The sequence below is a fragment of the Jannaschia seosinensis genome (assembly GCF_001408515.1).
GTDB classification, from domain to species: Bacteria; Pseudomonadota; Alphaproteobacteria; order Rhodobacterales; family Rhodobacteraceae; genus Jannaschia; species Jannaschia seosinensis.
The window spans coordinates 1-21,345 of the sequence record NZ_CYPR01000142.1; the positions used below are offsets into that span (position 1 = coordinate 1).

Consider the following 21,345-nt stretch of genomic DNA (forward strand, 5'->3'; position numbering starts at 1 on the left):
CGCCGCGATCATCATGATCCGGAACCGGATGATGTCGCTCAGGCTATGCTGAACTTTCGCCGGGTCACGCGGATCGTGCAGGCAATCTGCGAGCCGCTGCGCCAGACCCGCCCTGCGCTCGATCTCGCGCAGCAGGGTCAGGCCGGCGTCGGAGCTCATGTCGGCGCCGTCAAACCCGAGTAGGACCGGCTTACCGTTAAGGCGTGACAGGCGGGGCGTGGAGCACGTAGACTGGGTCATGGCGGAGGTCGTCCTGCTGAAATCTGAATCTTTGGCGTCGATAACCAAAAAATGCAGAGTTTCAGACGGTTACGCCACCTCCGCCGCCTTCTCGTGAATTATCCGGGCTAACTAAAGGGGATGTGGTGCTTCGCCTTGCACTAGCCTTTGCGCATCGAACTTTGCCTTCGGTTCGATCCGCAGCCCGATAAGGCCGCCGCCGGCCTCTAGCGCTTCTTCCGCTTCACATTTCCCCCGCGCTGGCCCGGCCGCCCTGCGGTACTGCGTCCTTCGGCCTTCCGGGCATCCTCCACGGCCTGCTCGACCGCCGACTGGCGCGCCAACGGATCGTCGGACACCACCAGATCCACCTGCTCCAGACGCTTGACCTCGTCGCGCAATCGGGCGGCTTCCTCGAATTCGAGGTTTTCGGCCGCCTTGCGCATCTGCTCGCGCATTGCGTCCAGATGGGCCTGAAGGTTGCCGCCGGTGGTGGGCTTGTCGACCTTGGCCGTCACGCGGTTCATGTCGATATCGCCCTTGTAGAGGCCGGCCAGAACGTCCTCAACGTTCTTGCGGACCGTTGCGGGCGTGATGCCGTGAGTCTCGTTATAGGCCATCTGTTTCGTGCGCCGACGATCGGTCTCGGCCATCGCACGCTCCATGGAGCCGGTGATGCGATCGGCATACATGATGACGCGGCCATCGGCGTTGCGCGCTGCGCGGCCGATCGTTTGGACCAGTGACGTTTCGGAGCGCAGGAAGCCCTCCTTGTCGGCGTCCAGAATGGCCACCAATCCGCATTCGGGGATATCGAGCCCCTCGCGCAGGAGGTTGATGCCAATCAGCACGTCGAATGCCCCGAGGCGGAGGTCGCGCAGGATCTCGATCCGCTCGATCGTATCGATGTCGGAATGCATGTAGCGGACCTTGATCCCCTGCTCATGCAGATATTCCGTCAGATCCTCGGCCATGCGCTTGGTCAATGTGGTCACGAGGGTGCGCATCCCCTGCCCCGTCACCTTGCGGATCTCGTCGAGCAGATCGTCGACCTGCATGTCCACGGGACGGATCTCGATCTTCGGGTCCAGAAGTCCGGTCGGCCGGATGACCTGCTCGGTAAAGACGCCACCGGTCTGCTCCATCTCCCATGCGGCAGGCGTGGCGGAGACAAAGATCGATTGCGGGCGCATCGCATCCCATTCCTCGAACTTGAGGGGCCGGTTGTCCATGCATGACGGCAGGCGGAAACCGTGTTCGGCCAAGGTCATCTTGCGCCGGAAGTCGCCGCGATACATGCCGCCGATCTGGGGCACGGAAACGTGCGATTCGTCGGCGAAGACGATGGCATTGTCGGGGATGTATTCGAACAGCGTGGGCGGCGGCTCTCCGGGCGCACGGCCGGTGAGGTAGCGGGAGTAGTTCTCGATCCCGTTGCAGACGCCCGTGGCTTCCAGCATCTCAAGGTCGAAATTGGTCCGCTGCTCCAGGCGCTGCGCCTCCAGAAGCTTGCCCTCTCCGACGAGCTGATCGAGGCGGGTCTGAAGCTCCGCCTTGATGCCCTTCATGGCCTGCTGCATCGTCGGGCGCGGCGTCACGTAGTGGCTGTTGGCGTAGATGCGAATCTTTTCGAAATTGTCGGTCTTCTTGCCCGTCAGAGGGTCGAATTCGGTGATGGCCTCAAGTTCCTCCCCGAAGAAGGACAGCCGCCAAGCGCGGTCGTCGAGGTGGGCGGGCCAGATCTCCAGACTGTCGCCGCGCACCCGGAAGGAGCCGCGCGCGAAGGCGGCGTCGTTGCGGCGATATTGCTGGGCGATCAGGTCGGCCATGACCTTGCGCTGATCGTAATCGCTGCCGGCGATCAGATCTTGGGTCATCGCGCCGTAGGTCTCGACCGATCCGATGCCGTAGATGCAGGACACGGAGGCCACGATGATGACGTCGTCACGCTCCAGCAGCGCACGGGTGGCCGAGTGGCGCATCCGGTCGATCTGCTCGTTGATCTGCGACTCCTTCTCGATGAAGGTGTCGGACCGCGGCACATAGGCCTCGGGCTGGTAATAATCGTAGTAGCTGACGAAATATTCGACGGCGTTGTCCGGGAAGAAACCCTTGAACTCGCCGTAGAGTTGCGCGGCGAGCGTCTTGTTGGGCGCCAGGATGATTGCGGGACGCTGCGTCTCCTCGATGATCCTGGCCATGGTGAACGTCTTGCCCGTTCCCGTGGCGCCCAGAAGGACCTGATCGCGCTCGCCGTCCTTCACACCCTTTGTCAGCTCGACGATGGCGGTCGGCTGATCGCCCGCGGCCGTAAACTCGGTCTGCATCACAAAGCGGTGCCCGCCTTCCAGCTTGTCGCGCGCGGCGGGGGGCGCGGCGGGGGCCAGCATGGGCATCTGGTCGGGACGGTTGTTGTGCATCTGGGCTTCTCCGGCGGCTGCGTCAGACTTGTGCGCGGGACCCAAGGGTTCAAGAGGCGGACTTCGCCTTGTCCGAGACGGCCCGGCCCGCTATTCGTTGATCGAACCTCTGACCGGAGCCTCGACCATGCGTGCCCGCATCTTCAAGCCTGCCAGGACGGCAATGTCGTCGGGAACGGCCAAGACCCGTGACTGGGTGCTGGAATTTGTGCCGGAAGTCCCGCGTGAGATCGATCCGCTGACAGGCTGGACCGGTTCGCGCGACACTCAGGCGCAGGTCAGGCTGCACTTCGAATCTCAGGAAGAAGCCGAGGATTACGCGCGCGATCACAAGATCGAGTACACGATCCTCCGCCCGCAGGGACGCAAGGCCAACCTCCGGGCCGGTGGCTACGGTGAGAACTTCGCGACGAACCGCCGCGGGTCCTGGACGCACTGACGAGCGCCGGTCGGTCGGATCAGGACAGGCATGTCGGGCTTCGTCGAGGCGGAGACTTTACTCACACCCGGGATCCGGGTTACCGCATTTTTGGTGCGGGCCCTTAGCTCAGTTGGATAGAGCAGCCGACTTCTAATCGGCAGGTCGAGGGTTCGAATCCTTCAGGGCCCGCCACTAGGCGGCATGCGACCGCATGAATGAACCGCCGCGAAAACCCGGTTCCACATTTCTGCTTTCCCGAAAGGCCCGACCAGACTGCAAAATGACAGCTGGCCGTTCCGGTTCTTCGCGGCGGCGGTCAACCTGCGGTTACCGTCATTGCAAGACTGACAAGTAGGGCGTCGAGACGGACGGCGATCGCCACGTCGGAATAGACGGACATGTCTCGGCTCCCTGGCTGTAATCTCTGGGGCGCGGCGCCAACAGTTCCACGCCATGCACATTCCTTCGGTATAGCTTGCGCATGTACCAATCGTGAACGGCGGCGTTCGTTCCGCCCGAGCCGCTCAAATTCCGAATAAAATGCGCATCGTGTGCCGATCCGGCCACTGCACGGGTTTTCCGGGCTTTTAACGACGTTGGCCGACCCGTGGCAGACACAGATGACGCTTCATCGGCGGGCGTATTCCACGGCCGCGCAAGCGGAGCGTGAGGGCCGGTGGAACCGCGTCGTTGCGGCTTCCCCTTCTTCGCGGATGGGTCCATCCTGCGTCCCATGACGCAAAACAGCTACTATACCGCCCCCGGCGGCCATCCCCCGCAGACGCAGCTCCTGACCGACCGCGCGGTCTTCACCGACGCTTATGCGGTGATCCCGAAGGGGACGCTGCGCGATATCACCACAAGCCGCCTGCCCGGCTGGGACGCCACGCGGCTCTGGATCCTGGCGCGCCCGCTTTCGGGCTTTGCGGAGACATTCTCGCAATACCTGATGGAGGTCGCGCCCGGTGGCGGCTCGGATGCGCCGGAGCCGGAAGCGGCGGCCGAATCCGTGGTTTTCGTGGTGGCCGGCACCGTAACGGTCACTCTGGACGGTACGGAGCGGGAGATGGGCCCCGGCGGCTTCGCGTATCTGCCGCCGACGGCGAACTGGACCTTGCGCAACCGGGACAAGACCACCGCGCAGTTTCACTGGATCCGCAAGCGCTACGTCTCCGTCACGGGCCTACCCGCACCCGATCCCGTCTTTGCCACCGATGCCGACATCGCGCCGACCGAGATGCCAAACACCGACGGCGTCTGGGCCACGACGCGCTTCGTCGATCCCGACGACCTGCGGCATGACATGGCGGTGACCATCGTGACCTTCCAGCCGGGCGGCCTGATCCCGTTTCCCGAGACGCATGTGATGGAGCACGGGCTTTACGTTCTCGAAGGGAAGGCGGTCTATCGCCTGAACGACGATTGGGTGGAGGTCGAGGCGGGCGACTTCATGTGGCTTCGCGCCTTTTGTCCGCAGGCTTGCTATGCGGGCGGGCCCGGGCCGTTCCGTTACCTGCTCTACAAGGACGTGAACCGGCATGCGGCCTTGCCGTTCGGCTAGTCGCGGACGCGCGGCTATCGGCCGTCCTGCGGCCGCTATCGGATACACCTTCCCATTGGCGGATCCCTCGCCGTAGATCGGGAATCAGACGACATGCGGGTCGGATGGTCCGCCGCCGCACGTTTACCCACGGAGAGATCACATGAAATTTACCCTGCTGCCGCTTCTGGCCATCACCGCCCTTCTGGCCGCCTGCGGGCCCAACGCCGCCATCGACAGCGACACGGAGCGCGGACTTGTCGGTGCGGCGGTCGGCTATGGTGCCGCCAAGGCCGTGAAGGGCAACGGCGATCGCGGCGCCATCATCGGCGGCCTCGCCGGCGTGTTCTGCGACGATGCAGGCATCTGCGCACCCGCCTATCGCTGAGTCGCCGGATCAGGGCGACTGCTTCCGCCCTGCATCACCGAAGGCCCGCCCGTCGCCGACCGGCGGGCCTTTTCGCAACCAAGGCCGGCCCTGATGAGCCGCCGCCCGATCAGTGGCGCGGCGTGCCTGTGGGAAGGCCCCCAGGCTGCTTTCCCCACGTCTCGCGGCCCGACATGCCACCGGCGACCTCGTCGGTCGTCTCGGCCGGGAGGTCCTTGGGCAGCACGAGGTTGAGCACGATGGCGAGGAATGCCGCCGGCAACAGGCCCGATACCATCAACACCCGCGCCGAATCCGGCAGGTGGGCCACCGCATCCGGCTCCAGTTGCAGGCCCAGCCCGATCGACAGGGACACGGCAAAGATCACCATGTTGCGCCGGTTCCAGTTCACATCCGACAGCATCGAGATGCCGGCCGCGACTACCATGCCGAACATGACGATCACGCCACCGCCCAGCACCTCGATCGGCACGGTGCGGATGACCCCGCCCACCTTCGGCACGAGGCCGCAGACGATCAGAAACAGCGCACCGATGGTGACGACGTGGCGCGACATCACCCCCGTCATGGCGATCAGCCCGACATTCTGGCTGAACGAGGTGTTGGGAAAGCCGCCGAAGAGGCCGGCGACGGCGGTTCCGATCCCGTCGGCATAGGTCGCGCCGGTAATCTCCCGGTCGGTCGCCTCGCGTCCCGCACCGCTCTTGGCGATGCCGGAGACGTCTCCGACGGTCTCTATGGCCGAGACGAAGGCCATGAGGCAGAAACCGAGGATCGCGGCGATCGTGAACTCGATTCCGTAGCGAAACGGCTGCGGAAGGGCAAAGGCGGCGGCGTTGTTCCACGATCCGGCAATGGCGTCGGTGGTCAGGATGCCGACGGCCAGCGCGTAGAGATATCCGGCGATCAGGCCGGTCAGAACGGCCGAGACCGACAGCATCCCGCGCGTGAAGAATTTCAGCGCCAGCGTCACGCCGATCACCACGAGCGCCGCCGACCAATTGAGAAGCGAGCCGTATTCCGGCGTGCCGATGGCCGGCACCCCGCCGGCGGCGTATTGGATGCCGACCCGCACGAGAGCCAGTCCGATCATCGTGACGACGAGGCCGGTGACGAGCGGCGGGAGCGCGAAGCGGATCCGACCGATGAACGTTCCGATCAGCGCGTGGAACAGACCGCCGACGATGACGCCCCCGAACAAGGCGGCCAACGCATCGACCCCCCGCCCCGCCACGAGTGGAATCATGATCGGCAGGAAGGCAAAGGACGTACCCTGCACGATGGGCAGTCTCGCCCCGACCGGACCGGCGCCCACCGTCTGGAGCAGCGTGGCGATGCCCGCGAACAGCATCGACATCTGGATCAGGTAGAGAAGTTCCGGAAAGTCGGGCGAGTTCGAGCCGAAGCCGAAACCGGCCGCCCCCGCGACGATGATCGCCGGCGTCACGTTGGAGACGAACATCGCCAGGACGTGCTGGATGCCAAGCGGAACGGCCTTGGCGAGCGGCGGCGTGTAATCGGGATCGCGCAGCTGTTCCGGCGTTCCGATGGAGTTGTCTGCCATGATCGCGATCCTCGTCTGCCGGATTTGCGTTGCCGTCGGGTCTATTCCCCGCGCTCGATGCGGTAGGGCATGTCGAGCGGGTGTTCCTCAAGGTTGTCGCCAGGCCCGATGCGGTCGATCACCGCGAACAGGCCGGGTTCGTTCAGAGGCGTCAGCACGCCGTGCCAGACGCCTCGGTCGAAATTGATCGCCTGGCCCGGCTCCGCGACGAACGCGAGCGGCTCGCCGGGCACGCCGTTCTCGTCCGGCGCCACGGTCACGAGCCACTCGTGCTGGTGCATCGGAACGAAGGCCTGCGACCCGTCCGGGTGCCGCTCCAGCAGGTCGAGATCGTAGGGCAGCATGCGTGGCGCGGCATCGAAGATGCTGAGGCCCGCGCGTCCGTCGCCAAATGCGAGCGCCGCGCGGTCGTGAAAGCGGCGGCAAAGACCCCGGTTGATGATCTTTTCCGGCGTGCCGTTATTGTCGAGGACCTGTCCGAACGGCGCGAAGGTCTGGGCCCGCAGCCTTTGGGTTCGGATGACCCGGGTGATACTCAAATCATTCATTTCAGCATGTCCTTGAGCCGGTGCAGCGCGATGCGTTCGACCTGGCGGCAGGCTTCCGACATCTCGGTGGCCGTGTCGTTGGCGGTTCGGGCCTCGAACGCCGCCATGATGCCGGCCTTGTCGTGGTCGCGCACCGCGATGATGAAGGGAAAGTCGTGCTTCTGCATGTAGGCATCGTTGCGGGCCTCGAATGCCGTCCGCTCCGCATCCGTCAGCGCATCGAGCCCGGCCGAGGATTGTTCGGCCGCGCTTTCCGCCGTCAGCCGCTTCGCCTGCGCAAGCTTTCCCGCAAGGTCCGGATGTGCCTTCAACACCCCCAGCCGCTCCGCATCCGACGCCGTCCGAAAGACACGGCAGAGGGCGTTATGCAGGCCCACCGCAACGTCATGGGCCGGGCCCAGCTCCCGCTCATGGGCACGTTCCGCAATCCAGGGCGAATGTTCGAATACGCCGCCGAACCGCGTCACGAACGTCTCGCGGTCCATTGCCGACGGCCGCTCGCGCCGGACATGCGGGTGATGGCGGGACCAATGCTCCGCAATCTGCGCCCGTGTGGCGAACCAGACCCCGTGCTGTGCGCCCGCGTATTCGAGAAACCGCCGCAGCGCCTCGGCCCGGCCGGGCCGACCCGCCAGCCGGCAATGCAGGCCGACCGACATCATCCGCCCGCCCTCGCGGTGAAGATTGTCGAACGTGTCGCGCAGGTATCGCTCCCATGACGCACCGTCGGGATGGCCCGCCTGAATGGCGAAGCGCATGTCGTTCACGTCCAGCGTGTAGGGCACGATGAGCTGGTCCCGCTCTCCGACCTCGACCCAGTATGGCAGGTCGTCGGCATAGCTGTCGGCAACATAGGCGAAGGCGCCGGTCTCGGCAGCCAGCCGGATCGTATTCTCCGAAGAGCGCCCGCAATAGAACCCCGTGGGCGGTGCGCCGGTCACCTCTTCGTGCAGGCGGATGGCCTCGGCGATCGCGGCCCGCTCCTCGTCCTCGGGCATGTCCTTGTGCTCGACCCACTTGAGCCCATGCGTCGCGATCTCCCACCCGGCGTGCTGCATCGCGGCGACCTGCGCGGGACCACGAGCCATGGCGGTGGCGACACCGTAGACCGTCACCGGCAGATCGCGCAGCATCCGGTGCAGGCGCCAGAAACCGGCCCTCGCGCCATATTCGTAGATCGATTCCATATTCGCGTGCCGCATGCCCGGCCAGGGCTGCGCGCCGGTGATCTCCGACAGGAACGCCTCGGAGGCCGCGTCGCCGTGCAGAACGTTGTTCTCGCCCCCCTCCTCGTAATTCAGCACGAGGTTGATCGCGATACGCGCTCCGCCGGGCCAATGGGCCTCGGGCGGTGTCTGGCCATAGCCATGGAGGTCGCGGGGATAACGGTTCATGCGGATCTCGTTTCAGCCTTGCCCCATGCGGGACGCCGCGCGCCGGAATTACAAGACAGTTTTACGACAGGCCGGTGTTTTTACAGGTTCCGTCGCACGATCGGCACGATATGGTCCCGCCACGGACACGAAGGGAACGATTAATGGCCGGATACCTGACGACGCATGTTCTGGACACGGCCCGTGGTTGCCCGGCCGACGGGCTGCGGATCGAACTGTTCCGTCTGGACGACGGCCGCACCGCGCTGACCGAGATGACCACCAATGCGGATGGTAGGACCGACTCACCGATCCTGCCCGAGGGGTCGTTCGCCACGGGCAGCTACGAACTCCTGTTCCATTGCGGCGCATATTTCGACCGGATCGGCGTGCCGCGCGAGGCGCCGCGCTTCCTCGACACGGTGCCGATCCGCTTCGGCATGTCGGAGCCTGCGCATTTCCACGTGCCGCTGCTTCTGTCGCCGTTCGGTTACTCAACCTATCGCGGCAGCTAAGCCGGGCTTTCCTCGCGGCGCCCGATGGGCAACAAGTCCCGTCGGGGCGGATCGAGGGACGGATCATGTTCGATTTGGCAATCATGTGGGATTGGGGCGCATTCGCGGTGCGCTGGCTGCATGTCATCACCGCGATCGCGTGGATCGGCGCCAGCTTCTATTTCATCGCGCTCGATCTCGGGCTGCGAAAGGCGGCGGGTATGCCCGAAGGCGCCTATGGCGAGGAATGGGAAGTCCATGGCGGTGGCTTCTACCACACAACGAAATATCTCGTGGCACCCGATCGCCTTCCCGAACACCTGACCTGGCACAAGTGGCAAAGCTATTCGACCTGGCTGTCAGGGGCGGCGCTGCTGGCCATAGTCTACTGGGCGGGGGCGGAGCTTTTCCTGATCGACCCGGAGAAGGCGGATTTCACCGTATGGCAGGCCGTGCTGCTGTCGGCGGCATTCATCGCCGGGGGATGGATCGGCTACGACCTGCTGTGCCGGTCGCGGCTGGCCGCGCGGCCGACTTTGGTCATGCTGATCCTGTTCGCCGGGATCGTCGTCGTGTCCTGGACACTTAATCAGGTGTTCACCGGACGCGCGGCATTGCTGCATCTCGGCGCGATGACGGCGACGATCATGACGGCGAACGTGTTCTTCATCATCATGCCGAACCAGAGGATCGTGGTCGGCGACCTCAAGGCCGGCCGCACCCCGGACGCGAAGTATGGCCGGATCGCCAAGCTACGCTCAACGCACAACAATTACCTGACCCTGCCGGTCCTGTTCCTGATGCTGTCGAACCACTACCCGCTGGCCTTCGCGACGCAATATGCCTGGATCATCGCGGCGCTGGTCTTCCTGACCGGTGTCACGATCCGGCACTATTTCAACACGCTGCACGCCACCGGATCCGGACCGGTCTGGACCTGGGGCGCGACGGTCTTCCTGTTCGTGCTGATGGCTTGGCTGTCGACGGCTGGCGGGTTCGACGGCGACTACGATGCGCTCGAGGCGCGGGCCATGTCGCCCGAAGCCACCCGACTGGCCGCCGCGCCCGGCTTTGCCACCGTGGCCGACACAGTGCGCGGCCGATGCTCCATGTGCCATGCCCGGGAGCCCGTCTGGCCGGGAATGCATTGGGCTCCCAACGGCGTGCATCTGGAGACCGATCAGGACATCGCCGAACATGCGCGGCAGGTTTACTACCAATCCGGTGTCAGCCATGCCATGCCACCCGCCAACCGTACCGGCATCACACCGCGGGAACGCGCCGCAATTCGCGCGTGGTACCGCGACGAGGCGATACTGGCCGCGAACGACTGATCCAAAGGATGGCGATCGGCATGATGCATTTGCCCGTGCGGGTGGCATCCGGCCATCCGAACCGCCATATCCCTCGGCAACGACCACAAATCACTTTTCCGGAGTTCCCATGAGCGATTTCCCCGGCTGGCACGGCACCACGATCATCGGCGTCCGCAAGGGCGGCAAGGTTGTCATCGCGGGTGATGGACAAGTCAGCGCAGGCCAGACCGTGATGAAGGGAACCGCCCGCAAGGTTCGTCGCCTGTCGCCCGGTGGGCAGGAGATCGTCGCGGGCTTTGCCGGCTCGACCGCCGATGCCTTTGCCCTGCTGGAACGGCTGGAGGCGAAGCTCGAGGCCTCGCCGGGGCAGCTTGCCCGCGCCGCGATCGAGTTGGCCAAGGATTGGCGGACGGACAAGTACCTTCAGAAGCTCGAGGCGATGCTGATCGTCTCGGACGGGCGGGACATGTTCGTCGTCACCGGCGCGGGCGACGTGCTTGAGCCGGAGCATGATGTCGCGGCCATCGGATCGGGCGGAAACTACGCGCTCGCGGCGGGTCGGGCGCTGATGGATGGTGACCTGTCCGCCGAGGAGGTCGCTCGCCGGGCCATGGCGATCGCCGCCGACATCTGCGTCTATACCAATGACAGCCTGACGGTCGAGACGATCGGCGGCTGATCTTCTCACAGGTGACGCTGGCCGCGATTGCCGGCCGGACATAACACAGGGGACGGACGTCGCGCCCTTCAGCCCGGAGCGACGGTCGCCGCGACCGGCAGGTGATCGGAGGCCCGGCGATCGTACCCACTTGGAGGCACGCCTAAATCCTCGACCGCAAGACCCGGTCCGGCCAGAATGCGGTCGAGCCGAAAGACCGGCCAGCGGGAGGGATAGGTCGGCCCCGCGTCATGAGACGTCCAACCCGCCGGCACATGCAGATCCACACCGCGCCGCCATTCATTCGTGTCCCCCACGATCAGATGCGGCCCCTCCATCTCACCCAGAGCCTCGGTGACCGCGCGAAGCTGCGCCTGCCGGTGGAAGCCCAGGAGCCCGAGGTGGATGCAGGCCAGAGAGAAGCCGCCATTCGGCCCCTGAAGACGCGCCATCAGCACGCCGCGTGTCTCGAACCCACGAAGCGGCAGGTGCCGGATATCCGAGAACTTCCAGCCGCTGCGCAGCAGGATCGCATTGCCCCGGTAGCCGAGATTTCGTGCCGCACCTGCCGGACGCACAGGCGTCCAACCCCGTGCGGCAACCTCGTCCAGAGGCAGGGACGAGGGGCGTCCGCCGAACCGCGCCTCCGCCTCCTGCAGGCAGACGATGTCGGGTGCGAAAACGTCGAGGGCGTCGAGAATGCGCCGCGCGCTCGGTCGCATGTCCAAGCCGAAAGCGAAGCGGATGTTCCAGGTCAGAAGGCGCATGGGCGGGATAGTAGCGCAAGCGGAACCCGACTTCACCCCGGAGGGACCGCACCGACGTTTCGCGTGGCCCTGCCGGTGCCCGCGCGACCGGCGTTGCGTTTCCGTGATTGCCGCTTAGGTAGGCGCGAAAGGAGACCCTGATGACCGACCTGACCCCGCGCGAGATCGTGTCCGAACTGGACCGCTTCATCATCGGCCAAAAGGATGCAAAGCGTGCCGTGGCCGTGGCGCTTCGCAACCGCTGGCGGCGCAAGCAACTGGGCGATGACCTGCGCGACGAGGTCTATCCGAAGAACATCCTGATGATCGGCCCGACCGGCGTCGGGAAGACGGAGATCTCGCGTCGTCTGGCCAAGCTGGCCCGCGCACCGTTCCTGAAGGTCGAGGCGACCAAGTTCACCGAGGTCGGTTATGTCGGCCGCGACGTGGAGCAGATCGTGCGCGATCTGGTGGATGCGGCCATGCTGATGGTGCGCGAGCAGATGCGTGAGGACGTGAAGGAGCGCGCCCATATCGCCGCCGAGGACCGCGTGATCGAAGCGCTGGCCGGCACCGACGCCCGCGAGGGCACGCGCGAGAGCTTTCGCCGCAAGCTGCGGGCGGGTGAGTTGGACGACAAGGTGATCGAGATCGAGCTGGCCGACACGTCGAACCCGATGGGCATGGCGGTCCCGGGTCAGCCGGGGATGGACCAGATGGCCAATCTCGGCGACCTGTTCGGCAAGATGATGCAGCGCCGCGTCAAGAAGCGCACCACCGTCGCCGCATCGTACGACCTGCTGATCGACGAGGAAGCGGACAAGCTTCTGGACGACGAGGCCGTCAAGCGCGAAGCCGTTCGCGCCGTGGAGCAGAACGGCATCGTCTTTCTCGATGAGATCGACAAGGTCACCGCCCGGCAGGACGCGCGCGGCGGCGATATCAGCCGCGAGGGCGTGCAGCGCGACCTGCTGCCGCTGATCGAGGGGACGACGGTCTCGACCAAGCATGGTGCGGTCAAGACCGATCACATCCTGTTCATCGCGTCCGGGGCGTTCCACATTGCAAAGCCGTCGGACCTGCTGCCCGAGCTTCAGGGCCGCCTGCCGATCCGGGTGGAGCTTCGCCCCCTGACGGAGGAGGATTTCGTTCGCATCCTGACCGAGACCGACAACGCCCTGACCCGCCAGTACACCGCGCTCATGGCGACCGAGGAGGTCAGCGTCACATTCACCGAGGATGGCATCGCGGCGTTGGCCCGGATTGCCGCCGAGGTGAACGCGTCGATCGAGAATATCGGGGCGCGCCGTCTTTATACGGTTCTGGAGCGGGTCTTCGAGGATCTGTCCTTCGAGGCGCCCGATCGCGGCGGTGAGAGCGTGACCGTCGATGCGGCCTTCGTGGAGCGCCACCTCGCGGAGCTGGCAAAGTCCGAGGATATCAGCCGGTACGTTCTGTGAGTTCCCCGGCGGGCGCGGGCGGTCAATCGCTGCCCCGCTTCGTTCGGGACAACGTTCCATTCCTGTCCGCAGGCGCGTTGATCGCGCTGACCTCGACCTTCGGACAGACCGTGTTCATCGCGATCTTCGCGGGCAAGATCATGACGGCCTTCGGGCTGTCGGACGGCGATTGGGGCCTGATCTACACGGTTGCCACCGGGACTTCGGCCGTGGCGATGGTGTTTGCGGGAACCTTGGCGGACCGGCTGCGGATTCGGGTTCTGGCGGTGATGGTCTGCTTGGGTCTTGCGACGGCCTGTCTTGCCATGGCGGTCACGACCGGGCCAGCGGTGCTCATCGTGGTGATCTTCGCGCTGCGTTTCTTTGGCCAAGGCATGATGAGCCACCTTGCGGCGGTCGCGATGGCGCGCTGGTTCGTGGCGGCGCGGGGCAAGGCGCTGTCCATCGCATCGCTGGGCTTTGCCTTCGGACAGACAGTGCTGCCGATCCTGTTCGTCGCGATGTTTGCGGTCGCCGATTGGCGGACGTTATGGGTTGGATGCGCGGCGCTGACACTCATGTCCATTCCCGTCCTGCTGCGCCTGCTCCGAGCGGAGCGCACGCCGCAATCACTGGCCGCCGAAACCGCTTCAGCGGGAATGTCCGGCCAGCACTGGACCCGCCTGCAGGTGTTGCGCACTCCGCTGTTCTGGTCGCTCGTGCCACTCCTCCTCGGACCGCCGGCCTTTGGAACCGCTCTGTTCTTTCACCAGGTGCATCTGGCGGGTGTGAAGGATTGGACGCTGCCGGAATTCGTCGCGCTCCTGCCGCTCTATTCGGGGGTGGCGGTGACGGTGACGCTGCTTTCGGGTGTGGTTCTCGACCGCATCGGGTCGGCCTTGTTGGTTCAGCTCTACATGCTGCCCTTCGCGGTCGCGTTCCTTGTCCTGTCGACGGCCGAGACTCTGTGGGGGGCGGGGCTCGCTCTGGTGATCCTCGGCGTCGGTGCGGGCGCGCAAGCGACCGTTCCCACGGCGTTCTGGGCCGAGTTCTACGGGACCCGGCATATCGGGTCGATCAAGGCCATGTCGACGGCGATCATGGTACTGGGTACCGCGATCGGACCGGGACTCACAGGGGTGGTGATTGACCGCGGCATCGAACTTCCGCAGCAGATGGTCGCGATCAGCCTCTATTTCGCCGCAGCCGGCGCCATAGCCGCGTTGGCGGTCTGGCGCGCCCGGTCCGCCCTACCGGCGAAGGTAGACGTAATAAGCGCCTGAGCCGCCATGGCTGCGGTGCGCTTCCGTCACCTGCAGCACGATTGTGGCCAGCGGCGCCATCCGCAGCCATTGCGGAACCTGATGCTTCAGAACGCCCAACCTGTTTGGGATTGGCCCGTCACCGGCCTTGTGTTTGCCCTTGCCGGTGACGACGATCACCAGACGCTTTCCCCGCGCCTGCGCATCGAGGATGAACCGCACGAGCTCGGGTTGGGCCGTCCCGAGCGTCATGCCGTGCAGGTCGAGCTTGGCCTCCGGACGTAATTTTCCGGATTTCATGCGCCGATGCGTCTTGGCATCCATACGCAGCGGCGATCGCGCGATCTCGTCGGAGACGCTCGGCGCTAGCGAATGCGTCGGCCGCCGGTCCTGCGAAGCCTGTCCGATCTCGAAGCGAGGAACGGACGGCGGCGACGGTGCAGGAGCCTTCTGGACGGGGCTTTCCGGCGTCGCTGCGCGGCGGCGGGTAGGATGCAGCGGATCTGCTGTGCGGGAATAGCGCGACCAGAGCTCGCGATCCTCGTCGCTCAGCCCCCTGCGACGCCGGCTCATCGCGGCACGAGCGGCGTGAAGCGGCCGCGATGGTTGAGTTGTCCCGCAGCAAGACCGGCAGCGTCACCCGTTCCGAAGAACAGATCGCCCCGGCCCGGGCCGACGATGGCCGATCCGGTATCCTGTGCAATCACCAGCCGGGCAATCTGGCCGACCTCGATCCAAATCGGCGTGCCGAGCGGCACGTGCATCGGATCCACCGCCAGAGACCGCCCGGCGGTCACGACGCACAAGGTGCCTATAGGTCCGGTATCCTCCGGCAGTTTGGACGGCGCGAAGAATGGGTAGCTCGGGTTTTCGTTCATGACCACACGACCGCGTTCCGGATCTGCGCGCAGCCAATCCGCCAGCCGCGCCGCATCGATATCGGGACCGAAAATGCCCCGATCGATCAGAAGCTTGCCAATAGATCGGTAGGATTGCCCGTTCCCGCCGGCATGACCGACGCGCAGGATTCCACCTTCGGCAAGGCGTAGTCGTCCCGATCCCTGAACCTGCAGGAAGAAACGATCCACCGGGTCCCGCAACCAAGCGATCTCCTGCCCGGCGAGATGAGGCTCGATCTGAGCACGCGGGAGGCTGCAGCCGCCTTGCGGCATGGCGTGGATCGGGACGCAAAACGTGTCGGAGCGCGTGAGGCTGGCCGGAATTTCCGGCTCGAAATAGCCGGTGAAATGGCCCTTAATAGTCTCGCCCATCCGGAAATGCGTCTCGAAGAAAGCACGCGCATCGGCGGCACCCTGCGCGGCGTCGGGTCTTCTTTTTCCGAAATTGTTGAGAAACGCCGTCAGGGCCGCATCAAGATTATCGGCCGCCCAAGCCTCGGGCCAGACATGCGAAGGCCGCCCGGTCGGGGCGGCCTGAGAAATGCCATCGCGGGCCATTCAACCCCCCGTGGCGACGAGCTTCCAGTTGGGATCCTCGGAACCCATGATCCGGGCGAAGGTCCACACGTCGCGCTGTTTCTTGATCTCGTTCGGATTGCCCTCGACAATCGTACCTTCTGAATCCTTCACCACACTCGTGATTTCGCAGACGAAGCGGATGGTGATCTGACCCTCATCGGTCGCGCGGTCGAATTCCGCCTCGGTCAGAGAAGTCTCACGTACGCCGATGAAGTTGGCATCGACCTTCAGACCTTTGTCTTCCCGATCGGAAATGACGGACAGGAAAGCGTCGTAGACGTCGTCGGACAGAAAACCCTCAACCGGCGTCAGGTCGCCGTTTTCGAATGCCATGAGGATCATCTCGTAAGCCTGGCGCGCTCCGGAGACAAATTCCGTTACGTTGAACCCCGGCTCGGCCAGCTTCATCGCGGCGAGCGCCTTCGCGCTTTCGGAGCCGTCCTCGACGTGATCGGTGATGTCACGGTCGGGGCCACCTTCGATCACCTCGAAATCGCGCCGGACGTCGTCGCGCCGCGGCCCGGAATCGGTGACCGGCGGCTTTTCGAAGCCGGTGCGTGTTCCAAGCACGTTCTTCAGCCGGATCACGAGGAAAAGCGCAATCGCGGCGAGAACCAATAGCTGTATCACGGCGTCATCCATCCCTCTCTCCGGATCGGTTCGGGGTTGGTATCCCGAGTATCGCACATATGTAAGGCGCTGTCGGGGTCAAGGGAAGCACAACCCCGCCGAGAGAAACCCGAACGGGGGAGCGTGTCGATCATGTGGCTCTTTGCGATCTTTGTCGCGGTACCGATCCTCGAGATCGCGCTGTTCATTCAGGTCGGAGGCTGGCTCGGGCTTTGGCCGACACTCGCCATCGTCATCGCGACCGCCGCGCTCGGCACCTGGCTGGTTCGCAGACAGGGGCTGGCGGAGATCGCGCGTATCCAGAAATCGCTCGGCGAGTTGCGTGATCCGACGCGGCCTTTAGCGCATGGGGCGATGATCCTCGCTTCGGGCCTTCTGCTTTTGACGCCGGGGTTCTTCACCGATGCCTTGGGCTTTGCGCTGCTGGTGCCGGGCGTGCGGGATGCGGTGCTGTCCTACATTCGCAAGCGGATCAAGGTTCAGTCCTTCCGGATGGGACGCCCCCCGCACGAAGCGCCGCGCCCCGTCGACCCGAGGAGCGACGTTCTCGAGGGCGAATATGTGGAGGTTCCGCCGCGCGATGGACCTTCGGGCTGGACGCGGCACTGACAATCAAGCTTGCGCCGACCTACGCCGCGGCTCCGGTTGTGAGCCCCGCACCCCTCTGGTATCGGATCGCAACCCTTTTTTGAAGTCACCCGAGGAACGATCATGGCCGATGAAGACCAGACCACACCGACAGAAACGAACGGTGCCGCCGCGCCCGGACAGGAACAGCAGGCCGCGCCGCAGATGAAGGTTCTAGGCCAGTTCATCCGCGATCTGTCGTTCGAGAATGTTTCGGTCCAGAAGGGCCGAACTTCCGAAGGTCAGCCCGATATCGCCGTTCAGGTCGGTCTGGAGGGCAAGAAGCGTCCTACCGAGGACCAGTTCGAAGTCGTGGTGAAGCTAAAGGTGACGGCGAAGGCCAAGGAATCCGAGGATGTCATCTTCGCGATGGAACTCGACTATGCCGGCATCTTCCAGATCACGGGCGTACCGGAAAAGCAGATGCATCCGTTCCTGATGATCGAGTGCCCCCGGATGCTGTTCCCGTTCCTGAGGCGGATCGTGTCCGACGTTTCGCGCGATGGCGGCTATCCGCCGCTCAACCTCGAAACGATCGATTTCGTATCACTTTACCGCAACGAGATCACGCGCCGCGCGCAGGCGGAAGCCGCACAAGTCACGCCGTCCTGAGCGTTACTGCCGCCAAAGGGGGTTCTCTCCGAGGGTTTCGACGAAGTCGGCATGAGCTGCGGCTTCTTCCTCGGTGAGGCGAGACGGCAGAGGGGCGGGTCGCGGCCCGGCCTTCCACGTCTCGCCCTGATGACCGCCGCCGGTCCGGGAGGCGACCAGCGACATGGTCGGCTGCCGGCCCCCGATCAGTTCCAAATAGACTTCGGCGAGAATTTCGCTGTCGAGTAACGCCCCGTGCTTCGTGCGCGCGGCGTTGTCGATGCCGAAGCGCCGGCACAGCGCGTCGAGCGAGGCGGGGGAGCCGGGGAACTTGGACCGGGCGATCGCCAGCGTGTCCACCGCCCGATCCAACGGCATGCGCGGCAGCCCCACCCAATCGAGTTCGGCGTTCAGGAATTTCATGTCGAAGGCGGCGTTGTGGATCACCAGTTTCGCGTCGCCGATGAAATCGACGAACGCCTGCCCGACCTTTTTGAAGACCGGGAAATCCTTGAGGAAATCGTCGCCGAGGCCGTGCACCTCGAACGCGCCCTGTGGCATGGACCGTTCGGGGTTGATGTATTGGTGATACACGTTGCCGGTGGCGATATGATTGACGAGTTCCACGCAACCAATCTCGACGATCCTATCCCCGGAGTCAGGCTCAAATCCTGTCGTCTCTGTGTCGAGGACGATTTCCCTCATGTCAGTTCCTCCACGATCCGCGCGACGGCGGCGCGCGCGGTATCCATGTCCGTCGTTTCGATGATATAGTCGGCGCGCGCGCGTTTGTCAGCGTCCGGCATTTGCCGCCGGAGGATCGCGTTTAGCTGCGCCTCGGTCATGGTTCCGCGGGCGAGCACGCGCGCGCGCTGAACGGCCTGCGGTACGCTGACAACGGCGATCTTGTCGCAGACAGCATCGGCGCCGGTTTCAAACAGGAGCGGCACATCGAGGACGACCAGAGAAACATCCTCCGGCAGAAATCCGGTCCGATCCGCCGCAACAAGGGGATGCACGATCGCCTCGATCCGCTCCAATGCGACCGGATCCGTCGCGATGTGACGCAGGACCTCGTGATCCACTGCCTCGTTGCGCACGGCCTCCGGGAAAGCGGCCGCAAGCGGCGCAACTGCCGCGCCGCCTTTGGCATAGAGCGCATGAACCGCCGCATCGGCATCCCAGACGGGGATCCCGTGGTCCCGGAACATACTGGCGGTCGTGCTTTTCCCCATGCCGATGGACCCGGTGAGCCCGAGAATGGTCATGCCAGAACGGCCTCCCGCAATGCATCGTCCACCTCAGGCTCGATCCCGAACCACGCCTGGAAGCCTGGTGCAGCTTGGTGCAGCAGCATCCCGAGCCCGTCGACGGTCGGGTTTCCTCGCGCCGCGGCGGCCTCCAGAAGAGCTGTCCTGAGCGGCGTGTAAACGATGTCGATCACGACGGCATGTTGGGGCAGCGCATCTAGGTCCAAGGCAAGGGGTGGCTGGCCGGTCATGCCCAGTGAGGTCGTGTTCACGACCACCCCGCAACCCGCCATGGCGTGACCAGCATCGCTCCAGTCCCGAACGCTGACCCGGGCGTCGAACAATCCGGCGAGCGCTTTGGCACGCTCCCGCGTCCGGTTCACCAGCGTCACCACCGGAACCCCGGCCGCGAGTAGCGCCGCAACGATCCCTCGCGCCGCGCCCCCCGCCCCGATTACCAGCGCCGGTTCGTCGGCGCGCCAGTCCGGCGCCCCGGCGCGCAGATTGGCAATGAAGCCGAATCCGTCGGTGTTGTCGGCAAAAATCCGATTGTTTCGGAAGATCAGGGTGTTCGCCGCGCCGATCGCCGCCGCACGCTCGGTTGCGTCGTCGGCCAATGCGAACGCTGCCTCCTTGTGCGGGAGGGTAACGTTGATCCCGGTGAAGCCCAATCGCGGCAAAAGATGCAGCGTGGCGCGAAGATCCGCCTCGCGTACATGGAGAGGAACATATTGGCCGTCGATTCCGTACCGGCGAAGCCAGTGACCATGCAGGCGGGGCGAACGGCTATGGGCAATTGGGTCGCCGATGACGCCGGCCAGGATCGTCATGTCACGACCTCTCCGCGCGACACGAGAAAGTCGATCACCTGCAGCAGGGGCAAGCCGAGGACAGCGAAGTAGTCGCCCTCGACGCGGTGGAACAGGCGGGCGCCCTCGCCCTCGAGCGTATAGGCGCCACTGGAATGGCGGATCGCTTCCCAGTTTCTTGCCACGTAGTCAGCGATGTAGGCGTCGGATATGTCCCGCATGATCATGGTCACGGTTGCGACATGTCGCCAGACCGGTGCGTTGTCTTCGGCAATCACGGCCGCGGAATACAGTTGATGCCGTCCGCCGCGCAGGGCGGCCAACTGCGCACGCGCATCGTCGGGCGTTTCGGGCTTGGATATGAGCGTTCCGGAATGGTCGAGAACCTGATCGCAGCCGAGCACGAGGCCCGGGCCGCGCACCCGCAGAGCCTTCAGCTCCGCGAGTGCATCGGCGACGTCGCGCGGCTTGTGGCCCTCGGCAAGGAGCGCATCCTTGACCGCATTCTCATCGATGCGCGCAGGCCGCGCCTCGTATGCGATGGCCGCATTGCGAAGCAGCTGTTGGCGCGTGGCAGACGCGGAGGCGAGAATCAGCATGGTCAGGGTCCTGTGGAGAACCGGGCGGATAAGCCTGTTCGATAGCTTGTGAGCGGTCTGCACGCTGTCGGCGCGGAGGACAAGTCTCCGGTTTTTTCCGGCTGGTCCCGGATCTCCTATAACAAAGTTCGCATTTTCCACGGCTGTGAGGAGATCCGGCTTTCGCTGATCCCGTACATGCCTCACTCACGGATCGATTCACAGCCTGCACACCTTTGAAAAAAGCCCGACGGAGCGGATTTCCACAAGCCGAGTGGACAGGATCGTCAGCCCGTGCCTCCAGGTTGGGGAGGAATCACGGAGATCGTTTGATCCCCGTTATTCACAGGCCCAACCACTTCATCATCCTTCTTTCTTCTTTCTATATAGATGGGCGAAACATAGAGGGCGCCATGGTCGACTGGTATCTTTGGCTCAAGGCTGGACACGTGATCTCCTTCGTCGCCTGGATGGCTGCGTTGTTCTATCTGCCACGCTTGTTCGTGTATCACGTGGAACAGCGTGGCAGCGTGCCGGAGGCGATGCCCATGCTGGAGGTGATGGAACGGCGCCTTCTGCGTGCGATCATGACCCCTGCGATGATCGCGACATGGTTTTTCGGCATGGGATTGATCGGGTTGGGTGTCGTCGATTGGAGCGCCGTCTGGCCGTGGACAAAGGCGGCGGCGGTCTTGGCAATGACGGCGTTTCACATGTGGTGTGCCGCCGAGCGAAAGCGGCTGAGCACGGGGCGAAGCACAATGACTGGCCGCGGATTCCGCATCGCGAACGAGTTCCCGACGCTCCTGCTCATCGTGATCGTCATATCGGTCATCGTCCGCCCCGCCTGATCGGGAGATTGACATGCTTGACCGTCGGACATAACTGCGTCGCTAACGGCGGATCGTCCTGGTCCATGTGCCGAATTCCATACCAACAAACGATGCGATGCCGGTCCTGTGGTTCGGTCAATCGCCCGGCAACGGAGTAGGTC

The 21,345-nt window shown here is 64.6% G+C and carries 24 protein-coding genes and 1 tRNA gene; 12 read left to right on the top strand and 13 right to left on the bottom strand.

Annotated features, from left to right (window positions below):
* Window positions 1-240: transposase (locus JSE7799_RS10630; RefSeq protein WP_186201907.1), on the bottom strand; the 240-nt coding region annotated here is incomplete at its 3' end.
* A 206-nt stretch (window positions 241-446) separates the two neighbouring features.
* A complete protein-coding gene (gene uvrB / locus JSE7799_RS10635) occupies window positions 447-2,639 on the bottom strand; it encodes an excinuclease ABC subunit UvrB (protein ID WP_055663585.1) in 2,193 nt (730 codons plus the stop codon).
* 127 nt (window positions 2,640-2,766) lie between these two features.
* On the opposite strand from uvrB, the gene JSE7799_RS10640 reads away from it, so the two are divergent.
* From JSE7799_RS10640 to JSE7799_RS10655, 4 genes are all read left to right on the top strand, one after another.
* Window positions 2,767-3,078 carry an ETC complex I subunit gene (locus JSE7799_RS10640; protein WP_055663586.1) on the top strand — a complete coding sequence of 104 codons (312 nt, stop codon included), beginning with the start codon at window positions 2,767-2,769 and terminating at the stop codon, window positions 3,076-3,078.
* Between the two features lie 97 nt (window positions 3,079-3,175).
* A tRNA-Arg gene (locus tag JSE7799_RS10645) sits at window positions 3,176-3,252 on the top strand.
* A 541-nt stretch (window positions 3,253-3,793) separates the two neighbouring features.
* Complete coding sequence (locus JSE7799_RS10650) at window positions 3,794-4,621, top strand: bifunctional allantoicase/(S)-ureidoglycine aminohydrolase (RefSeq protein WP_055663626.1); 828 nt, start codon at window positions 3,794-3,796, stop codon at window positions 4,619-4,621.
* 142 nt (window positions 4,622-4,763) lie between these two features.
* The gene (locus JSE7799_RS10655) at window positions 4,764-4,988 is read left to right on the top strand and encodes a hypothetical protein (protein WP_055663587.1); all 225 of its coding nucleotides are present in this window, start codon (window positions 4,764-4,766) and stop codon (window positions 4,986-4,988) included.
* 109 nt (window positions 4,989-5,097) lie between these two features.
* Here JSE7799_RS10655 and JSE7799_RS10660 read toward each other — a convergent pair whose 3' ends face one another.
* Genes JSE7799_RS10660 through puuE form a run of 3 tightly spaced genes read right to left on the bottom strand, consistent with a single transcriptional unit; the run spans window position 5,098 to window position 8,494 of the window.
* The gene (locus tag JSE7799_RS10660) at window positions 5,098-6,552 is read right to left on the bottom strand and encodes a uracil-xanthine permease family protein (RefSeq protein ID WP_055663588.1); all 1,455 of its coding nucleotides are present in this window, start codon (window positions 6,550-6,552) and stop codon (window positions 5,098-5,100) included.
* Between the two features lie 41 nt (window positions 6,553-6,593).
* Complete coding sequence (locus JSE7799_RS10665) at window positions 6,594-7,100, bottom strand: ureidoglycolate lyase (protein WP_055663589.1); 507 nt, start codon at window positions 7,098-7,100, stop codon at window positions 6,594-6,596.
* Window positions 7,097-8,494 (bottom strand): allantoinase PuuE, encoded by a 1,398-nt coding sequence (gene puuE, locus JSE7799_RS10670; RefSeq protein ID WP_055663590.1) that lies wholly within the window; start codon window positions 8,492-8,494, stop codon window positions 7,097-7,099. The genes JSE7799_RS10665 and puuE overlap by 4 nt, the downstream gene beginning before the upstream one ends.
* Before the next feature lie 143 nt (window positions 8,495-8,637).
* Between puuE and uraH the strand changes: the two genes are divergently transcribed.
* The 3 genes from uraH (at window position 8,638) to hslV (ending at window position 10,962) form a co-directional block, all read left to right on the top strand.
* Entirely contained in the window at window positions 8,638-8,988 is a 351-nt protein-coding gene (uraH, locus tag JSE7799_RS10675; RefSeq protein ID WP_055663591.1) for a hydroxyisourate hydrolase, read from the top strand.
* Between the two features lie 65 nt (window positions 8,989-9,053).
* Window positions 9,054-10,301, top strand: a complete 1,248-nt coding sequence (locus tag JSE7799_RS10680; protein WP_055663592.1) for a urate hydroxylase PuuD — start codon at window positions 9,054-9,056, stop codon at window positions 10,299-10,301.
* Between the two features lie 109 nt (window positions 10,302-10,410).
* Window positions 10,411-10,962 (top strand): ATP-dependent protease subunit HslV, encoded by a 552-nt coding sequence (hslV, locus tag JSE7799_RS10685; protein WP_055663593.1) that lies wholly within the window; start codon window positions 10,411-10,413, stop codon window positions 10,960-10,962.
* A 68-nt stretch (window positions 10,963-11,030) separates the two neighbouring features.
* On the opposite strand, the gene JSE7799_RS10690 is transcribed toward hslV, so the two are convergent.
* Window positions 11,031-11,708 (bottom strand): endonuclease/exonuclease/phosphatase family protein, encoded by a 678-nt coding sequence (locus JSE7799_RS10690; RefSeq protein WP_055663594.1) that lies wholly within the window; start codon window positions 11,706-11,708, stop codon window positions 11,031-11,033.
* Between the two features lie 140 nt (window positions 11,709-11,848).
* Between JSE7799_RS10690 and hslU the strand changes: the two genes are divergently transcribed.
* Both hslU and JSE7799_RS10700 read left to right on the top strand, forming a co-directional pair.
* Entirely contained in the window at window positions 11,849-13,147 is a 1,299-nt protein-coding gene (gene hslU, locus JSE7799_RS10695) for an ATP-dependent protease ATPase subunit HslU (RefSeq protein WP_055663595.1), read from the top strand.
* A gap of 77 nt (window positions 13,148-13,224) precedes the next feature.
* Window positions 13,225-14,409 carry an MFS transporter gene (locus JSE7799_RS10700; protein ID WP_245624864.1) on the top strand — a complete coding sequence of 395 codons (1,185 nt, stop codon included), beginning with the start codon at window positions 13,225-13,227 and terminating at the stop codon, window positions 14,407-14,409.
* Here JSE7799_RS10700 and JSE7799_RS10705 read toward each other — a convergent pair.
* From JSE7799_RS10705 to JSE7799_RS10715, 3 genes are read right to left on the bottom strand one after another with little or no spacing between them, the layout of a single operon-like run.
* A complete protein-coding gene (locus JSE7799_RS10705; RefSeq protein WP_055663596.1) occupies window positions 14,377-14,961 on the bottom strand; it encodes a Smr/MutS family protein in 585 nt (194 codons plus the stop codon). The genes JSE7799_RS10700 and JSE7799_RS10705 overlap by 33 nt on opposite strands.
* On the bottom strand, window positions 14,958-15,845 hold the full coding sequence (locus JSE7799_RS10710; RefSeq protein WP_055663597.1) for an MltA domain-containing protein: 888 nt from the start codon (window positions 15,843-15,845) through the stop codon (window positions 14,958-14,960). The genes JSE7799_RS10705 and JSE7799_RS10710 overlap by 4 nt, the downstream gene beginning before the upstream one ends.
* Entirely contained in the window at window positions 15,846-16,508 is a 663-nt protein-coding gene (locus tag JSE7799_RS10715) for a Tim44/TimA family putative adaptor protein (RefSeq protein ID WP_055663598.1), read from the bottom strand. It lies immediately after the preceding gene.
* 120 nt (window positions 16,509-16,628) lie between these two features.
* On the opposite strand from JSE7799_RS10715, the gene JSE7799_RS10720 reads away from it, so the two are divergent.
* Both JSE7799_RS10720 and secB read left to right on the top strand, forming a co-directional pair.
* Window positions 16,629-17,105, top strand: coding sequence for an FxsA family protein (locus tag JSE7799_RS10720; protein ID WP_055663599.1), 477 nt, complete (start codon window positions 16,629-16,631; stop codon window positions 17,103-17,105).
* A 102-nt stretch (window positions 17,106-17,207) separates the two neighbouring features.
* Window positions 17,208-17,735, top strand: coding sequence for a protein-export chaperone SecB (secB, locus tag JSE7799_RS10725; protein WP_055663600.1), 528 nt, complete (start codon window positions 17,208-17,210; stop codon window positions 17,733-17,735).
* 3 nt (window positions 17,736-17,738) lie between these two features.
* Here the strand turns inward: secB and dnaQ are convergent, their stop codons facing one another.
* From dnaQ to JSE7799_RS10745, 4 genes are read right to left on the bottom strand one after another with little or no spacing between them, the layout of a single operon-like run.
* The gene (gene dnaQ / locus JSE7799_RS10730) at window positions 17,739-18,419 is read right to left on the bottom strand and encodes a DNA polymerase III subunit epsilon (protein WP_055663601.1); all 681 of its coding nucleotides are present in this window, start codon (window positions 18,417-18,419) and stop codon (window positions 17,739-17,741) included.
* Window positions 18,416-18,982 (bottom strand): dephospho-CoA kinase, encoded by a 567-nt coding sequence (gene coaE, locus JSE7799_RS10735; RefSeq protein ID WP_055663602.1) that lies wholly within the window; start codon window positions 18,980-18,982, stop codon window positions 18,416-18,418. Before coaE ends, dnaQ begins: the two co-directional genes overlap by 4 nt.
* The gene (locus JSE7799_RS10740; RefSeq protein WP_055663603.1) at window positions 18,979-19,794 is read right to left on the bottom strand and encodes a shikimate dehydrogenase; all 816 of its coding nucleotides are present in this window, start codon (window positions 19,792-19,794) and stop codon (window positions 18,979-18,981) included. Before JSE7799_RS10740 ends, coaE begins: the two co-directional genes overlap by 4 nt.
* On the bottom strand, window positions 19,791-20,372 hold the full coding sequence (locus tag JSE7799_RS10745; RefSeq protein ID WP_083480470.1) for a Maf family protein: 582 nt from the start codon (window positions 20,370-20,372) through the stop codon (window positions 19,791-19,793). Before JSE7799_RS10745 ends, JSE7799_RS10740 begins: the two co-directional genes overlap by 4 nt.
* Before the next feature lie 392 nt (window positions 20,373-20,764).
* Between JSE7799_RS10745 and JSE7799_RS10750 the strand changes: the two genes are divergently transcribed.
* Complete coding sequence (locus JSE7799_RS10750; RefSeq protein WP_055663604.1) at window positions 20,765-21,202, top strand: CopD family protein; 438 nt, start codon at window positions 20,765-20,767, stop codon at window positions 21,200-21,202.
* The last annotated feature ends 143 nt before the right edge of the window (window positions 21,203-21,345 follow it).

Bases quoted from the DNA above. Each gene is read 5' to 3' on its own strand.
- uvrB (WP_055663585.1), bottom strand. From the start codon at position 2,639: ATGCACAACAACCGTCCCGACCAGATGCCCATGCTGGCCCCCGCCGCG.
- JSE7799_RS10640 (WP_055663586.1), top strand. From the start codon at position 2,767: ATGCGTGCCCGCATCTTCAAGCCTGCCAGGACGGCAATGTCGTCGGGA.
- JSE7799_RS10650 (WP_055663626.1), top strand. From the start codon at position 3,794: ATGACGCAAAACAGCTACTATACCGCCCCCGGCGGCCATCCCCCGCAG.
- JSE7799_RS10655 (WP_055663587.1), top strand. From the start codon at position 4,764: ATGAAATTTACCCTGCTGCCGCTTCTGGCCATCACCGCCCTTCTGGCC.
- JSE7799_RS10660 (WP_055663588.1), bottom strand. From the start codon at position 6,552: ATGGCAGACAACTCCATCGGAACGCCGGAACAGCTGCGCGATCCCGAT.
- JSE7799_RS10665 (WP_055663589.1), bottom strand. From the start codon at position 7,100: ATGAATGATTTGAGTATCACCCGGGTCATCCGAACCCAAAGGCTGCGG.
- puuE (WP_055663590.1), bottom strand. From the start codon at position 8,494: ATGAACCGTTATCCCCGCGACCTCCATGGCTATGGCCAGACACCGCCC.
- uraH (WP_055663591.1), top strand. From the start codon at position 8,638: ATGGCCGGATACCTGACGACGCATGTTCTGGACACGGCCCGTGGTTGC.
- JSE7799_RS10680 (WP_055663592.1), top strand. From the start codon at position 9,054: ATGTTCGATTTGGCAATCATGTGGGATTGGGGCGCATTCGCGGTGCGC.
- hslV (WP_055663593.1), top strand. From the start codon at position 10,411: ATGAGCGATTTCCCCGGCTGGCACGGCACCACGATCATCGGCGTCCGC.
- JSE7799_RS10690 (WP_055663594.1), bottom strand. From the start codon at position 11,708: ATGCGCCTTCTGACCTGGAACATCCGCTTCGCTTTCGGCTTGGACATG.
- hslU (WP_055663595.1), top strand. From the start codon at position 11,849: ATGACCGACCTGACCCCGCGCGAGATCGTGTCCGAACTGGACCGCTTC.
- JSE7799_RS10705 (WP_055663596.1), bottom strand. From the start codon at position 14,961: ATGAGCCGGCGTCGCAGGGGGCTGAGCGACGAGGATCGCGAGCTCTGG.
- JSE7799_RS10710 (WP_055663597.1), bottom strand. From the start codon at position 15,845: ATGGCCCGCGATGGCATTTCTCAGGCCGCCCCGACCGGGCGGCCTTCG.
- JSE7799_RS10715 (WP_055663598.1), bottom strand. From the start codon at position 16,508: ATGGATGACGCCGTGATACAGCTATTGGTTCTCGCCGCGATTGCGCTT.
- JSE7799_RS10720 (WP_055663599.1), top strand. From the start codon at position 16,629: ATGTGGCTCTTTGCGATCTTTGTCGCGGTACCGATCCTCGAGATCGCG.
- secB (WP_055663600.1), top strand. From the start codon at position 17,208: ATGGCCGATGAAGACCAGACCACACCGACAGAAACGAACGGTGCCGCC.
- dnaQ (WP_055663601.1), bottom strand. From the start codon at position 18,419: ATGAGGGAAATCGTCCTCGACACAGAGACGACAGGATTTGAGCCTGAC.
- coaE (WP_055663602.1), bottom strand. From the start codon at position 18,982: ATGACCATTCTCGGGCTCACCGGGTCCATCGGCATGGGGAAAAGCACG.
- JSE7799_RS10740 (WP_055663603.1), bottom strand. From the start codon at position 19,794: ATGACGATCCTGGCCGGCGTCATCGGCGACCCAATTGCCCATAGCCGT.
- JSE7799_RS10745 (WP_083480470.1), bottom strand. From the start codon at position 20,372: ATGCTGATTCTCGCCTCCGCGTCTGCCACGCGCCAACAGCTGCTTCGC.
- JSE7799_RS10750 (WP_055663604.1), top strand. From the start codon at position 20,765: ATGGTCGACTGGTATCTTTGGCTCAAGGCTGGACACGTGATCTCCTTC.